This window comes from Amycolatopsis sp. NBC_00345 (assembly GCF_036116635.1).
Lineage (GTDB): Bacteria > Actinomycetota > Actinomycetes > Mycobacteriales > Pseudonocardiaceae > Amycolatopsis.
In genome coordinates this window covers 5843824-5857632 of the sequence record NZ_CP107995.1, presented here as the reverse complement: position 1 = coordinate 5857632, position 13809 = coordinate 5843824, and the positions used below count along the sequence as shown (strand labels likewise).

The window sequence follows — 13809 nt, the reverse complement described above, 5'->3', positions numbered from 1 at the left end:
CGTCGCTGTTTCGTCGTTTGCGAATATGACGAAACGTGTGGCAGGGTGGTGCTCGTTCCGGCGGGGAGCGGCCCGAGCGCCCGCTGCCGCGTGTCCGGGGATTTCCGTGCTGTGCCAGGAAAGTCGAAGGCGGCGAACCATGTGGCATTTTGTCCTGCTGATCGTCTGTGCCGGGGCGATCTACCTGTCCTGCGAGTGGTTCGTCAACGCCGTGGAATGGCTCGGCCGGCGGCTGAACGTCGGGCAGCTGGCGGTGGGCACGATCCTGGCCGCGTTCGGCACCGCGCTGCCCGAGTCGGTGGTCACCCTGGTCGCGGTGACCACCGGGGCGACCGCGCAGGCGCGGGACATCGGCGTCGGCGCGGCGATGGGCGGGCCCTTGGCGCTGGCGACCGTGGCCTACGGCGTGACCGGGCTGATGCTGCTGGCCAAGCGCCGTCAGCGTCGCCGCGAGCTGGCGACGGCCGGGCCCGGTGGCGGTTCCGGTGATGGGCTCGGCGCCGGCGGGGCTCCGGGCGAGGTGCTGGGGGAGCCGTCGGACTCGGCGCGGCTGGCCAAGGACCAGCGCTGGTTCGTCGCGGTGTTCGTGGTCAAGGTCGCGCTGGGCCTGGTCGCGTTCGCGTTCAAACCGTGGCTGGGCCTGATCTTCTTCGCGGCTTACGCGGCCTACTTCTGGCGGGAGATGCGCGGCGGCCACGGCGAGCAGGACAGCGAAGGCGAGCTGGAACCGTTGAAGCTGCAGCGAACGGCCGCGGTCCCGGCCACCTGGGCGGTGGTGCTGCAGACGCTGGGGTCGCTCGGGGTGATCTTCGTGGCGTCGCAGCTGTTCGTGCACCAGCTTGATGCCGTCGGCCCGATGCTCGGGCTTTCCGGCGCGGTGACGGCGCTGCTGCTGTCGCCGATCGCGACCGAGCTGCCGGAGATCATGAACGCGATCATCTGGGTGCGCCAGGGCAAGACGCAGCTCGCGCTGGCCAACATCTCCGGCGCGATGATGATCCAGGCCACCGTGCCCAGCGGTCTCGGGCTGCTGTTCACCAGCTGGCACTTCGACAGCGCGCTGCTCTGGGCCGGCGTGGTCACCATGATCGCGATCGGTTACCTGCTGGCGCTGCTGCGCGCCCACAAGCTCACCCCGCTGCGGCTGGCCCTTTCCGGACTGCTCTACCTGGTTTTCGCCGCGGGGCTGATCCCCATCCTCGCCTAGGACGACCAATTCCAAGGGGTCAGTGGTCATACGCCGTAAGGGAGCGGTAGACCGGCCCGCCGATCTTGTCGTTGTGCCAAATCGCCGCAGTCAGCGCGAGGATGCGTTGCAGGACACGGACGACTACGCCGTTGGGGGTGTGTCCGCCGTGCCGTTCCAGGTCCAGTTGGCCCTTGAGGGTCTGGTTGATCGATTCGATGGTCTGGCGCAGCGGCTTGAAGAACCGGGCCCCGGGGCGTTCGGCCTCGCCCTTTGCGGGCGGGGCGCAGCAGATCCAGTCCCTGTGCGGTCAACTCGGTCTCGAACTCGGCGCCGAAGTAGTTCTTGTCCCCGATCACCGTCTGCCCGTGCCGCTCCGAGGTCAGGGTGGGGTCGGTATGCAGGATGTCGAGCAGGGTCTGACGCTCGTCGGCTTTCGCGCCGGTCAACGCGAACGCGACGGGGAGTCCGCCCAGGGTGCACACCAAGTGCAGCCGCAGGCCCCAGAAGTAGCGGGAGTGGGAGGCGCAGTAGCCGTGCTCGGCCCAGCCGGCGAGGTCAGAGCGCTTCACGGTGTCCTTCGAGCGGCCACATTCCACCGGGGTGGAGTCCACCACCCACACGTCATCGGTCCACAGCGTCGTATCCATGGCCAACATCCGGATGACACTGGCGATCAGGCTCGCCGCGGCACGCAGCCGCTTGTTGTAGCCCGGCTGCTGGGGCAGGTAGCGAAACAAATGCCCCAGATGGGCTCGGGCGTAGCGCAGCCACCGGTACTCCGAGGTGAACCCCGACAACGCCTGCATCACCGCAAGGTCACCAACTCCGCATCGGTGAGCCTGGGCACGATACCGACCGTGGGACGCCACGGTGCCAGCTGCGGGGTGGCGGTGAGCAGGTCATCGGTTGTGACGTACAAGGCAGTCGCGAGGGTGTCCAGATCGGTGGTCACCCGATGATTCTGGACGCCCTCGCTGTCGTCGCCGCACGGCCCAGTCCGTGTGGTGCAAGCCTGCCTGTCAGTGACACTGGCACTGTCGAGCTCACCCGCGGTCGTGTCGTGCGTGCCACCGTGCTGGCGGCACGCACGACACGACAGGGTCGTGGCCCCGATGCGGGTTCCCGGACCACGTCATCCCCCGAGGTGGGGACCACCTGTGGTTACCGAGCCCAGGTGAAGGTGAACCGGTTGCCGTCAGCCCGCTGGCAGGTCAGCCCGTCGGGCAGTGGGGACTTGGCCGGGTCGACGCCGACCACGCCGGTGTCGACCCGTTCTCTGGTTAGTGTTGTCCTTGTGGCGGAGGACGTGGTGCGAGGGCTGTTGCAGGCGCTCCAGATCGACGGCCGGGTGGCGTTCAGCGCCGTCGCCGAGGTCCTCGGTGTCTCCGACCAGACCGTGGCCCGCCGCTACCAGGCACTGCGCGCCGCCGGCACGGTCCGGGTCGTCGGCCAGACCTGGGCGGAGGCCATGGGGGAGGAGCAGTGGCTGGTCCGGGTCGGGTGCGCGCCGGGCGCGGCGGCCGACCTCGCGCACGCCCTCGCCCGCCGGCCGGAGACGTCCTGGGTGCAGGTGGCGTCCGGCGGTGCGGAGATCATCTGCATGGTCCGGGTCGCGGCCGGGACGTCGTCGGTCCTCACGCGGCTGCCGCGCACGCCTCGGGTGACGCAGGTCATTGGCCACAGCGTGCTGCACACGTTTTTCGGCGGGCCGAACAGCACGCTCACCAGCACCGGGCCGTTGACACCCGAGCAGTGCGAGCAGTTGCGTCCGGACGAGGCAGTCGAGGGACCGCCGATCGTGCCCTCCGACGGGGATCGGGCGCTGTTGACGCAGTTGGCCCGTGACGGTCGGCTGGGGTATCGGGAGCTCGCCGCGGCGACCGGCTGGTCGCAGACCACCGTGCGACGGCGGATGGCCGAGCTCCGGCAGCACCGGGTGCTGTACTTCGACGTGGACTTCGATCCCACGCTGCTGGGGTTGCGCACGACCGCGTCGCTCTGGCTTTCCGTTGTGCCAAGCCAACTTGTCGCCGCCGGGCAGGAGTTGGCGCGGCACGCCGAGGCTGGTTTCGTGGGGGCGACCACCGGACCGTCCAACCTGTACGCGAGCGTGCTGTGCCGTGATCCCCAGGCGTTGTACGCCTACCTGACCGGCCCGATCGCCGCGCTGCCCGGGCTGTCCGCCGTGGAGACCGCGCCCGCGGTCCGGACCGTCAAGCAGTCCGGTCCGTCGGATATCACCGTCAAACTCTAGCTGGCGGCATAAATCGCCGAATTCTTCGTTGTTGCTGGTGACTTCGTGTGTGGGGCGGCCATCGTCTGTGGCATGCCAACTCCGTTCGACCCCATCCAGCTCGGTGGGCTCACACTGCCCAACCGCATCGCCATGGCGCCGCTGACCCGCCGCCGTGCTTACGGGCCAGGGCTATCCGCCACGCCGTTGATGGCCGAGTACTACGCCCAGCGCAGCACCGCCGGCCTGATCGTCGCCGAGGCGAAGCACCCCAATGTCGTCGGGCAGGGCTACACCGACATGCCCGGTATGCACTCTGACCAGCAGGTTCGTTCGTGGCGGCCGATCACCGACCGGGTGCACGCCGAGGGCGGGCGGATCTTCGCCCAGCTCTGCCACGGGGGTCGGTGCGGCCATCCCTCGCTCACCGGCCGACACCCCGTCGCCCCGTCCGCGGTGGCCGCCGAGGGGCAGGTTCGCATCAACGACCGTGAGCACCGGCCCTATCCCGTACCGCTCGAACTGACCGTTTCGCAGATCCAGGACACCATCGCCGACTTCGCTTCCGCCGCGGCCAACGCCATCGCCGCCGGCTTCGACGGCGTCGAACTGCACGGTGGGTACGGGTACCTGATTCAGCAGTTCCTGGTCGGCAACGCCAATCTCCGCACCGACCGCTACGGCGGCTCGATCGCCGGCCGGATCCGTTTCGCGCTCGAACTCGTCGACGCTGTCGCCGGCCGGATCGGTCCGCACCGTGTCGCGTTGCGACTTTCCCCTGGCTGCACCGCTTTCGGTCTCCACGAGGACGACGTCGACGCCCTGTACTCCGCGCTCGTCGGTGAGCTGCGGACCGATCTGGCCTACTTCCATCTGTTCGAGTTCCCCGACCACCGCGCCCTGACCGCCCAGCTACGTTCCCGCTGGCCCGGGGTCCTCATGCTCAACCCGCACGCCACCCACGACGACTCGCCCGCCGGTCCCGGTCAGCTGCACCTCATCGCCGATGGCTTGGCCGACATCCTCGCCTTCGGGACGGCCTATGTCGCCAATCCCGACCTCGTCCACCGCCTCCGCGTCGGCGCCCCCTTGGCGTCAGCCGACCCCAACACCTTCTACCGGGGTGACCACCGTGGCTACACCGACTACCCGCCGCTCGACCCCAGCCACCGGTCGAACCAGCCGCATACTCCTCCTATCGCTATATGATCGCGATCGATGGGATCGGTGCGGTAAGCAGGTGAAGGTGACATCGCGGAACTCGTCCTGTTGCGGGCGTTACTGATCGAGGACCTGGGCGGCGAGTTCTTCAACCCCGGCAACGGTGACGACGGCTGGCGCGTGAGCCTCGCGACGGTGCTGAAGGAGCAGTTGACCGACAGTCGGGTGCGGATCCTCGTGGTGGACGGTGACGAGGGCTTGGCCGCCTGTGGTATCGCCACCATCGAGCAGCGGCTACCCGGCCTGCACCTGCGTGACGGACGGTTGGGCAACGTGATCGGCATGGGAGACCGGTGATTTCCCGCGGGAAATTTCTGGTCTCCCAGAACTGTCGACGCACAATCCCGCTGACCCCCTCGCCCAGCCGCCAACAACACCTGGGAGCCGCCATCTGCACCTGGGGGTCGCATGACAACAGGGCCGAGGACGTACTGCGGTGCCAACGATCGAGACTAGGGCCCACCTCGGTGAGGTGCCGTTGGTGATGGAACGGCGGGCGAAGCGTGATGCCATATGACCGCAACTGTGGGTCCGACGCTTCGAGTGGTGTCGGCGTTGATGGGCCACTGCGCAACTGCTCATCGAGGGCGGCGCATAGCGTCGAGCAAGATCAGCGGCCCGGTCTACCGCTCCCTCACCTCGGACTACCACTGACCCCTTGGAATTGGTCATCTAGGACCCGTTGTGCGGCCGCAGTTTCTTCCAGCCGCTCTCGACCGAGCGACGGCACTTGCGGGGGTCGTCTCCCCTGTGGACGAACAGCCCGATCAGCAGCGGGACGCCGTTCGCGAGCGTTTCGCGGGGCAACGGGCCGTTCGCGACCAGGGAGACCAGTCCGTGGGCGATGGTCCAGCTCTGGGTCGCCAGTTCCAGCGGGTCGGTCCCGGCGCGGAAGCGGCCGGCGGCGGTAGCCCGGCCGGCGGCTTGGACCAGGTACTCCAGGGTCGCGTCCGCGGCCTTGAGGTCTTCGAGGGCGAAGCTCGCGTCGAACATGACCCGGTACAGGTCGGTGTGGTCGAGGGCGTTGCCGAGGTAGGCGGTGATCAGGACGGTCAGGTCCTCGACCGGGTCGCCGGAGGGGGCCACATCCGCGAATCTGGCCGCCAGGCGGGTGAAACCCTCCTGCCGCAAGGCTTTCCAGACGCCGTCCATATCACCGAAGTAGGTGTAGACGGCCATTGTGGACACCCCGGTCCCGGCCACCAGCGAGCGCAGGGTGAGGGGCTCGCGGGTACGGAGCAGATGTGCGGCGCGCTCGAGGAGCTGAGTGCGGACCGCGGGATCCTTCATCCTCGCCATGGGTCAAACCATAGCATTGCAATGCTATGGTTTGGGGACCAGCTCGCACGGACAAGGAGTCAGCATGGCTATCACCCTGGTCAACCCCAAGGGGCTGCCTGAGGTCGGCATCTACCGGCAGGTTTCGGTCGCCACGGGATCGAAGCTGGTCTTCATCGCTGGTCAGATCGCCCGCGACGCCGACGGGGGAAAGGTGGGCGAAGGCGACTTCGCCGCCCAGGTCGAGCAGTGTTACCTCAACATCGGCACCGCGCTGGCCGAAGTCGGCGCCACGTTCGACAACGTGGTGAAGCTGACCGTCTACCTGGTCGACTGGACCGAGGACAAGATGCCGCTGTTCGCGGAGGGCGTCGCCCGGGCGTCGGCGAAGCTGGGCGTCACGCCGATGCCGCCGCTGACCGGGATCGGCGTCGCCGCGCTGGCCGAGCCCGACGTTCTGGTCGAGGTCGAGGCGACCGCGGTCCTCGACTGACCGCCAGAAGTCCGTCAAGGCCTCCTTACCCGCGTCGGACGCGGGTAAGGAGGCCTTGACGGCAAAACGGGAGCCGGCGGTTGGCGGTTAACTCGCCTTTTCTTCCTCGGGCTTGGCTGTCGCGGCGGGCGGGATGTTCTTCATCATGTCGACGATGATCTTCCCGCCCATACCCTGAGCACCGTACGTCGGGTCGCTCATGATCTTCACGATCTTTTCGATTCCCTCCAGGGCTTTCTTGGAGTTCCCACTGGTGAGGGAGATCGGCGCGCCGCACCACTTGTCGAAATTCTTGAGGGCCGCGTCCATTTCGACCTGGTCGTTCTGCGTTTTGACTTCTTTTCGCAGTTCCTTTTCCAGCTTTTCGCGGACCACCCGGGTGACCATGTCGCCGACCTTCTCCGGCTTTTTGCCCTCCGGCGTGGTGGGGTCCTTGTCGCCCGGCTTGCCTTCGCCCTCGGGGGTTTTGTCCCCGGGCTCGCCGTTCTCCTTGATCATCGGCTTGTCCGGCGGCGGCTTGGGGGTGTACGGCCCGGTCTTCGGCGGCACCTTGATCTTGCCGAGATTGCCGCCGACCGTGTTCTTCACGACGTCGTCGGCCGCGCCGCGGGTCTTGGCCAGCAGCTTGAGCATCTCGGCCAGCTTCTTGGCGAGGTCGGCGATCTTCGTGCCGATCTTGCCGATCGCCACGCCGACTTCGATGATCGTGCTGGTGATCGCCGCGATGATCGAGCCGCCGAACGTCACCGGCGCCAGCGCCACCGCGATGATCGCGGCCTTGAGGATGCCGGCCAGTGTCATCGCGATGAGGTCACGGATGATGCCGCGGACGGTACCGATGAGGCCGCCCGCGATCGCCATCTGCTTGCCGGCGAGGTTGACGTAGTCGGACAGGGCGTCGAGCTGGGCGGCGACGCCCTCCATGTCGGTGCGGAACGTGTCGGCCGCCTGGCCCGTCCAGCTCTTCAGGACGTCTTGGGTGGCCTTCGCGTGGGCGTCCGACAGTCCCTTCACGGTCTTGCCCTCGGCCCAGATCGCCTCCTTGGCCGCGTCGATGCCCTTCGGGTCGCCCATCAGGACGTCCAGCGGCCAGCGGAAGATGACCAGGTGCTCGATCAGCCAGCCGATCCCGGCGGTGAGCAGCGATCCGAGCGGGTCGAGGACCATGCCGAGAATGTCGACCGCCATGCCGACCGAGGCCATGCCGATGCTGAGACTGTCGCCTTCGGCAACCGCTTTCTTCAGCCCGAACGCCGTGTCGAAGAAGCCCGCGCCGGCGCTGTCGCCCCCGCCCGGGTTCTTCGGGTCCTTGAAGTCGTCGGCGCTGATACCACTGCCGTTCCCGACATCGCCGCGGTGGTACTCGTCGCTCACTTGACCTTCACCTCTCCGAGGCCCTTGGCGGCGCTCATGATGGAGTCTTCCGCGTCCTTGTCGCCTTCCTGATACTTCTTCGCGGAATCGCGCACCTTGTCGGAGAAGTCCTTCACCTTCGCCGAGTAATCGTGCAGATGATCCCGTGCCTTCGCGCAGTGCATGCTGGCGCCGGCCCCATAGAGCTGGCCGCCGGTGATGCCGAAGATGCCGGGGTCGCCGACGCAGCTGCCCACCATGTCCGCGCTCTTCTGCAACTGCTCTTCGATCTTGTCGAGGCTGGTGGCGAAAGCGCCAAGCGCCTCGTACTGCGTTTTGATTCCGTCGCTCACCAGGGGCTCATTTCATCGTCGTCCGGGTCGGAGTGCGGTCGCCGGGGCGGGGGCGGGGGCGGGTTCGGCGGCCGTACCGGGCGGCCCGGCTGCGGCGGCATCGGCGGCCCTGACTGCGGCGGCACGGCCCCACCCGGCTGCGGTGGCATCGGCCGGCCCGGCTGCGGCGGCAGGGGGCGTCCGGGTTGCGGCGGCATCGGGCGGCCCGGCTGCTGCTGCGGCGGCGGCATCCGGCGCGCGGCCGGCGGCGGCTCCTCCTCGTACGCCTCCGGGGCCCACTTGTTCTGCTCGGGGTTCTCCTGGGCGCCTTCCTCGGTGTCCTCGACCTTCGGAAGGAAGGTGCGGACCAGCTCGGCGGCCTGGTCGTCGCCGTTGATCTCGGTGTAGGAATCCGCGATCTTGCCGGCGGTCTTGAGCTGGGCCTCGCGCACGGTCTTCATCACCAGCGAGGAGAGGTTGGCCGGTCCCATCGCGCAGGCCCGGTTGCCGAACTCGATGGAGCTCAGTGAGCCGTTGGCCTCGACCTTCACCGTCACCGAGCCGTCCGAAGACCGCACGGTGGAGCCGGAGGCGGCGAACGCGGCGGCGAGCGCTTCGCCCTTCTCCTGGAGTTTCCTGGCCTCTCGCTCCAAGAGAAGGGCGAAGTCCTCGCCAGGTTCAAGATTAGGTTGCATGCGCCGCCTCGACTCGGTCCGTTAGGGTCACCGCTAGGGGTTCACTGGATGTATGGGCCGACGAGGCGAAGCGGCTTGAAGCCGTTCACCTCGTCTTAGCCTAAAACGGGTATAAGACACTGTGCCGCTGCGGCATACTCAACCCCTAGCAGGCGTGATGTGTGTCATAAATTCTAAGGTATGAACCCCGGACCGGCCACCTTGGACCGACCGCGCCTCAGCCGGCCGCGGCGCCCCGGCGGGTCGCGATGGACAGCTGGAGCGCCTTGCGCACCCCGGGGACGGTGGCGTCGAACTGCTTGGCCAGCGCCTTGAATTCGCCCTTGTGCCGGGACCGCTCCTTGTGGGTGAACACGCTGCCGACGTCGCCCTCGGCGGCGAACAGGGCCAGGGCCGCTTCGTCCGCCGGGACGGTGGCCGGGTCGCGGCCGAGGAGCACCGCGTTCCTCGTCGTCTCCCGCAGGCCGGTCACCTCGTGCGGATTGCCCAGGGTGATCTCTTCCACCGGGATCAGCCCCAGTGCCTTGCCCTTGCCGACGGTGATCGTCCCGTTCCCGGCCAGCTGGTCCTTCACCGTGCTTTCGGCCTTCGCCCACCGGTGGTCCACCACGGTGAACCAGCGGCGCGGCTTGTCCGGCGAGACGTACTCCAGGACGTCGGCCAGGAACGGGTCCTCCGGCGCCGGGCGGCCGGGGACGCGGCCGGCCTTGCCGCCCTGGTCGACGAGCTGCCCTCCGATGGCCAGCTCGGCCACCGCCGCGGCGCGCATCAGCTGGCCGCGCACCAGGACCGAGGCGAGGTCGAGCCTGCCCTTTTCCCCGTGATAGCTCAGCAGGTACAGCCGTTGCGGCAGGGTCCAGCTCATGTCTTCTCCTTGAGTTGCTCGGTGTCGCGCCGGCGGCCATTCGAAACTGTGCCGTCGCGGCACGGTCAAGCTCGCCTCGCTCGGGCACCCCCGGCAAGTCCCACGAAAGAGTGCTACGGTCGCCTTAGTTTCACTAGTTAGGTAGTTAAATAGCCAAGGAGGCAAATCCGTGACCGAACACAACCGCCGGGTCGCCGGACGGGTGGCCGCCGGGGCGCTCGCCGCCACCGTTTCGGCGATCGCGCTGTCCGGGGTGGCCTTCGCGGACCAGCGCCCCGCCGCACGGGAAGCCGATTCGACGCCACTCACGGTCACCACCGCCGGGTATCCGCTGGAGGTCCGGCTGGTCACCGCGACGGGCGACGGCTACGCCTACGAGCAGCCCGCGAACACCACGCAGGCGCTCGCCACGCCGCCGGGGGTGTGGAGCACCGTGACCTTCCGCAGCAACGGCGTTCCGGTGATCGGCTACGCACCGATCGACGCGGGGAAGACCTTCACCTGCGTCGCGGGCGGCAGCACGGCAGGGCCCCGTGTCGACTGCTCGTACTGAGACCGTGACGAGGGGAAGGCCTGGGGTGGCAGGGATGCCGGTGCCGGGGGACCGGCTCGCCGTGCACGCCGCGCGGCTGGGCCGGCGGTATCGCCGCGGCTGGGGCCTGCGGGGGTGCGAGCTGGAGATCCCCGGCCCGCGGATGGTGGCATTGGTCGGGCCGAACGGCGCGGGCAAGAGCACGTTGCTGGGGTTGCTCTCGGGGACCGGGCGGCCGACCGAGGGCTCGGTGTCGGTGTACGGGACCGAGCCGCCGTGGACGGTCCCGGATCCGCGGATTTCCTTTCTGGCCCAGCACAAACCGCTCTACCCGCAGTTCACCGTCGCGCAGATGCTGCGCTTCGGCCGGTCCGCCAACCCGGGGTGGGACCAGGAGTACGCCGAGTGGCTCGTCGAGCAGGCGCGGGTGCCGCTGACGGCGAAGGTCTCGTCGCTGTCCGGCGGGCAGCGGACCCGGGTGGCGCTCGCCGTGGCGCTCGGGACCCGGCCGCGGCTGCTGTTGCTGGACGAGCCGCTGGCCGACCTTGATCCGCTGGCCAGGACCGCGGTGCTGGAACTGCTCCGCGCGGAACAGCAGCGGCAGGAGATGACGGTGGTGCTGTCGTCGCACGTGCTGGCGGAGCTGGAGGAGGTGTGCGACCACCTGGTGCTGCTGACCGCCGGACGGGCCCGGCTCGCGGGTGACATCGCGGGACTCGTGGCGGGGCATGCGATCCTGACCGGGCCGCCGGACGGACGGCCGCCGGTCCCGCCGCACGCGGTGATCGACTCGGCGAACCGGCCGGGCGTACGGCAACTGCTGGTGTCCGCGGCTTTCTCCGCACCACCCGATCCGCGGTGGCGGTGGCACCGGCCCACGCTGGGGCAGCTCGCCCTCGGCTACTTGCGTTCGCACGAGGAGGTAACGGCGTGATCTGGGTGGCGTGGCGGCAGCAGCGGGCCCAGCTCGTTTCGCTGCTGGTCCTGCTGATCGCCGGCGGCGGCGCGGTTCTGGTGCTGCGCGGTGTGATGCAGTCCGACCTGTCAGCGCTGGGGAACTGCTTGTCCGGCACCGCGGACGAAGCGTGCCGCGTGCGCACGGGGGAGTTCCAGGACACCTGGTTCGACCGGCTCAAGGCGGCCCAGTTCTTCCTGCTCGCCCTGCCGGTGCTGCTCGGCATGTTCTGCGGCGCCCCGTTGATCGCCCGCGAGCTGGAGCACGGCACGCACCTGCTGGCGCTGACCCAGTCGGTCGGGCGGGGCCGGTGGATGGGCACGAAGCTCGCCATGGCGGCGGCGCCCGCGGTGCTGGTGCTGGTCGTGCTGCAGTTGCTGGTGGCGGGCTGGCTCGACACGGCGGGTTCGCTCGGGCCGCTGGTCAGCGGTCCCTACGCCTATCCGACGTTCGGTTCGAGCGGGGTCTCCCCGGCGGTGTACCTGCTGTTCTGCCTCGCCATCGGGATGGCGGTGGGGACGCTGGCCCGGCGCACGCTGGTGGCGATGACCGTGACGCTGCTGTCGTTCCTCGTGCTCCGCGTGGCGCTCAGCATCGTGCAGCCCTCGCTCGGCGGGGTCGAGCGCGTGGTGTCCGACGACCCGTCGACGGCCGCGGTGACCGGCCGCGGCGTGCAGGTGACCGGCAGCGGCTTCCTCACGGCCGGGGGCCAGGAGATCTCCTCGAAAGCGGCGCACAGCCAGGTCGCTTCGTGCGGGGCGCACGGGAACTCCGCGACTTCGGCCGACCTCGCCACCTGCTACCGGGAACACGGCCTGGCGAAGTCGTTCGCCGACGTGCTCCCGGCCGGGTCGGCCACGGCGGTGCACTGGGTGGAGGCGGCGGTCTTCGCCGTGCTCGCCGCCGCGGCGGTACTGGCTTCGTGGTGGGCCCTGCGCCGGAGGGTGTGATCACCGCGTCCGGCCCGGACGGGCCGCCGCCACCCTCTAAGCTGACCCAGGTGATCGAGTTCCGGATCGACCGGCGGTCCGGGGTCTCCACTTACCTGCAGATCGTCCACCAGGTGCAGCAGGCGCTGCGGCTCGGGCTGCTCAAGCCCGGCGACCGGCTGCCCACCACCCGGGAGGTCGTGGCGGCGATCGCCATCAACCCGAACACGGTCAACAAGGCCTACCGCGAGCTGGAACGCGCGGGCCTGGCCGAAGGACGCCGGGGCGTGGGCACGTTCATCACCGGCTCGCTGGGCAGTGAGGCGGGCGGGCGGGAGACGCCGTTGCGGCGGGATCTGGCCGAGTGGATGGACCGGGCGGTCGAAGCCGGCCTGGGCATCGAGGACGTCGACGCGCTCTACCAAGACGTCCGGCGCGCACATTACTGATCCGACCGAAAGCAGGCGGACACGGGCTACAGCCGACCTGCTCGAAGAAACCGTTTCCGCCGTGGCTGCCGTCGGATCAGTAACGAACGGCACAGCACGCGCCGGGGGAATGAGGGGCAGATGCTGAGCGCACAGGCCGTGAGCCGGCGATTCGGCGCCACGTGGGCGCTGCGGGACTGCTCGTTCACCCTGCCGGCGGGGCGGATCGGGGCGCTGGTGGGACCCAACGGCGCGGGCAAGAGCACCTTGCTGCGGATGGCCGCCGGGCTCGTCGCCCCCACCGGCGGCGAGCTGGTCGTCGCCGGGGAGCCGGTGCGCCCGCGGGTGCACCCGGACGTCGCGTTCCTGGCGCAGGGACGTCCGCTGTATCAGGACTTCACCGTCGGCGAGACCTTGAAAGCGGGCGCGAAGCTCAACGAACGCTGGTCGGCCGCCTACGCCGAGCGGGCCCTCGACCTGCTTTCCGGGGTCGGGCGGGACCGGAAGGTGCGCCACCTCTCCGCGGGTGAGCGCAGCCAGCTCGCCCTCGCGCTGGCACTGGGCCGGCTGCCGCGGCTGCTGTTGCTCGACGAGCCGCTGGCCGACCTGGATCCGTTGGCGCGGGACGAAACGCTCCGGATCCTGATGTCCGATGTGGCCGAACGCGGCACCACCGTGCTGGTCTCCTCCCACCTGCTGACCGATCTCGGCCCGGTCGTCGACCACCTGGTGCTGCTGGAACGCGGGCAGTGCCGGGTATCCGGGGACGTCGAGGAACTGCTGGAGGAGCACCAGGTGCTCGTGGGCCCGGCCGCCGCGGAGACGCCCGGCGGGCTGGAAGTGGTCGAGCAGTCCCGGACCGGCCGTCAGGCGACCTTGCTCGTCCGGGGGACCAGGGCCGTGCCTGAGGGCTGGGAATCGGCGCGGCCGGAACTCGAGCAGCTCGTGCTCGGCTACCTGCGTGCCGCCCGTTACAGCTCCAAGGCGTTGCCGGGCAACGGATGAGGTCCGGCCGGGCAACTACGCCGCCAGTGGGCTTCGTTACGTAATCCGGACTTGAGTATGCCGTAGCGGCACGGTGTTCACTTGTACCAAGGCCTCCTGGTCCGAAACCGGCCAGGGAGAGAAGAACGCACGAGGACACCGGAAACCGGGAACGGCGGCAACCGCCGGCCGGTACAGGCGTCTCCTCTCATGAGGTCTGCTCGGAGGCTTACACCCAGCTTGGCTTCGTCCTGCGCACCGAAAAGCGGTGTACCGGCGCGCGGCCCCGTCCGGACCGACTGTTGTCCGGTGGAGAGTTTTG

Annotated in this window: 15 protein-coding genes and 1 pseudogene; 10 read left to right on the top strand and 6 right to left on the bottom strand. The window is 69.1% G+C overall.

Annotated elements, in window-relative coordinates:
• Window positions 1–139: 139 nt before the first annotated feature.
• Window positions 140–1207 carry a sodium:calcium antiporter gene (locus tag OG943_RS26160; protein WP_328603562.1) on the top strand — a complete coding sequence of 356 codons (1068 nt, stop codon included), beginning with the start codon at window positions 140–142 and terminating at the stop codon, window positions 1205–1207.
• Between the two features lie 19 nt (window positions 1208–1226).
• Here OG943_RS26160 and OG943_RS26155 read toward each other — a convergent pair.
• A pseudogene (locus OG943_RS26155) lies at window positions 1227–2141 on the bottom strand (IS982 family transposase).
• A gap of 342 nt (window positions 2142–2483) precedes the next feature.
• Here OG943_RS26155 and OG943_RS26145 point away from each other — a divergent pair.
• From OG943_RS26145 to OG943_RS26135, 3 genes are all read left to right on the top strand, one after another.
• Window positions 2484–3443: an Lrp/AsnC family transcriptional regulator gene (locus OG943_RS26145; protein WP_328603559.1), complete on the top strand. Its 960-nt coding sequence runs from the start codon at window positions 2484–2486 to the stop codon at window positions 3441–3443.
• Window positions 3444–3515: 72 nt separating this feature from the next.
• On the top strand, window positions 3516–4631 hold the full coding sequence (locus OG943_RS26140; RefSeq protein WP_328603558.1) for an alkene reductase: 1116 nt from the start codon (window positions 3516–3518) through the stop codon (window positions 4629–4631).
• 60 nt (window positions 4632–4691) lie between these two features.
• The gene (locus OG943_RS26135) at window positions 4692–4940 is read left to right on the top strand and encodes a hypothetical protein (protein WP_328603557.1); all 249 of its coding nucleotides are present in this window, start codon (window positions 4692–4694) and stop codon (window positions 4938–4940) included.
• 375 nt (window positions 4941–5315) lie between these two features.
• Here OG943_RS26135 and OG943_RS26130 read toward each other — a convergent pair whose 3' ends face one another.
• Window positions 5316–5942 carry a TetR/AcrR family transcriptional regulator gene (locus tag OG943_RS26130; RefSeq protein ID WP_328603556.1) on the bottom strand — a complete coding sequence of 209 codons (627 nt, stop codon included), beginning with the start codon at window positions 5940–5942 and terminating at the stop codon, window positions 5316–5318.
• A 64-nt stretch (window positions 5943–6006) separates the two neighbouring features.
• Here OG943_RS26130 and OG943_RS26125 point away from each other — a divergent pair, with 64 nt between their 5' ends.
• On the top strand, window positions 6007–6414 hold the full coding sequence (locus tag OG943_RS26125) for a RidA family protein (RefSeq protein WP_328603555.1): 408 nt from the start codon (window positions 6007–6009) through the stop codon (window positions 6412–6414).
• Between the two features lie 87 nt (window positions 6415–6501).
• Here the strand turns inward: OG943_RS26125 and OG943_RS26120 are convergent, their stop codons facing one another.
• The 4 genes from OG943_RS26120 to OG943_RS26105 all read right to left on the bottom strand — a co-directional run bounded on the left by OG943_RS26120 (window position 6502) and on the right by OG943_RS26105 (window position 9659).
• The gene (locus OG943_RS26120; RefSeq protein WP_328603554.1) at window positions 6502–7788 is read right to left on the bottom strand and encodes a WXG100 family type VII secretion target; all 1287 of its coding nucleotides are present in this window, start codon (window positions 7786–7788) and stop codon (window positions 6502–6504) included.
• Window positions 7785–8120, bottom strand: a complete 336-nt coding sequence (locus tag OG943_RS26115; RefSeq protein WP_328603553.1) for a type VII secretion target — start codon at window positions 8118–8120, stop codon at window positions 7785–7787. Before OG943_RS26115 ends, OG943_RS26120 begins: the two co-directional genes overlap by 4 nt.
• Window positions 8117–8752, bottom strand: coding sequence for a YbaB/EbfC family nucleoid-associated protein (locus tag OG943_RS26110; protein WP_328603552.1), 636 nt, complete (start codon window positions 8750–8752; stop codon window positions 8117–8119). The genes OG943_RS26115 and OG943_RS26110 overlap by 4 nt, the downstream gene beginning before the upstream one ends.
• Before the next feature lie 259 nt (window positions 8753–9011).
• A complete protein-coding gene (locus tag OG943_RS26105) occupies window positions 9012–9659 on the bottom strand; it encodes a GOLPH3/VPS74 family protein (RefSeq protein ID WP_328603551.1) in 648 nt (215 codons plus the stop codon).
• A gap of 169 nt (window positions 9660–9828) precedes the next feature.
• Between OG943_RS26105 and OG943_RS26100 the strand changes: the two genes are divergently transcribed.
• From OG943_RS26100 to OG943_RS26080, 5 genes are all read left to right on the top strand, one after another.
• Window positions 9829–10212: a hypothetical protein gene (locus OG943_RS26100; protein ID WP_328603550.1), complete on the top strand. Its 384-nt coding sequence runs from the start codon at window positions 9829–9831 to the stop codon at window positions 10210–10212.
• A gap of 34 nt (window positions 10213–10246) precedes the next feature.
• Entirely contained in the window at window positions 10247–11125 is an 879-nt protein-coding gene (locus tag OG943_RS26095; protein ID WP_328603549.1) for an ABC transporter ATP-binding protein, read from the top strand.
• Window positions 11122–12096, top strand: coding sequence for an ABC transporter permease subunit (locus OG943_RS26090; protein ID WP_328603548.1), 975 nt, complete (start codon window positions 11122–11124; stop codon window positions 12094–12096). Before OG943_RS26095 ends, OG943_RS26090 begins: the two co-directional genes overlap by 4 nt.
• Before the next feature lie 50 nt (window positions 12097–12146).
• Window positions 12147–12524, top strand: coding sequence for a GntR family transcriptional regulator (locus OG943_RS26085; protein ID WP_328603547.1), 378 nt, complete (start codon window positions 12147–12149; stop codon window positions 12522–12524).
• Between the two features lie 120 nt (window positions 12525–12644).
• Window positions 12645–13508, top strand: a complete 864-nt coding sequence (locus OG943_RS26080; protein ID WP_328603546.1) for an ABC transporter ATP-binding protein — start codon at window positions 12645–12647, stop codon at window positions 13506–13508.
• Window positions 13509–13809 lie beyond the last annotated feature (301 nt).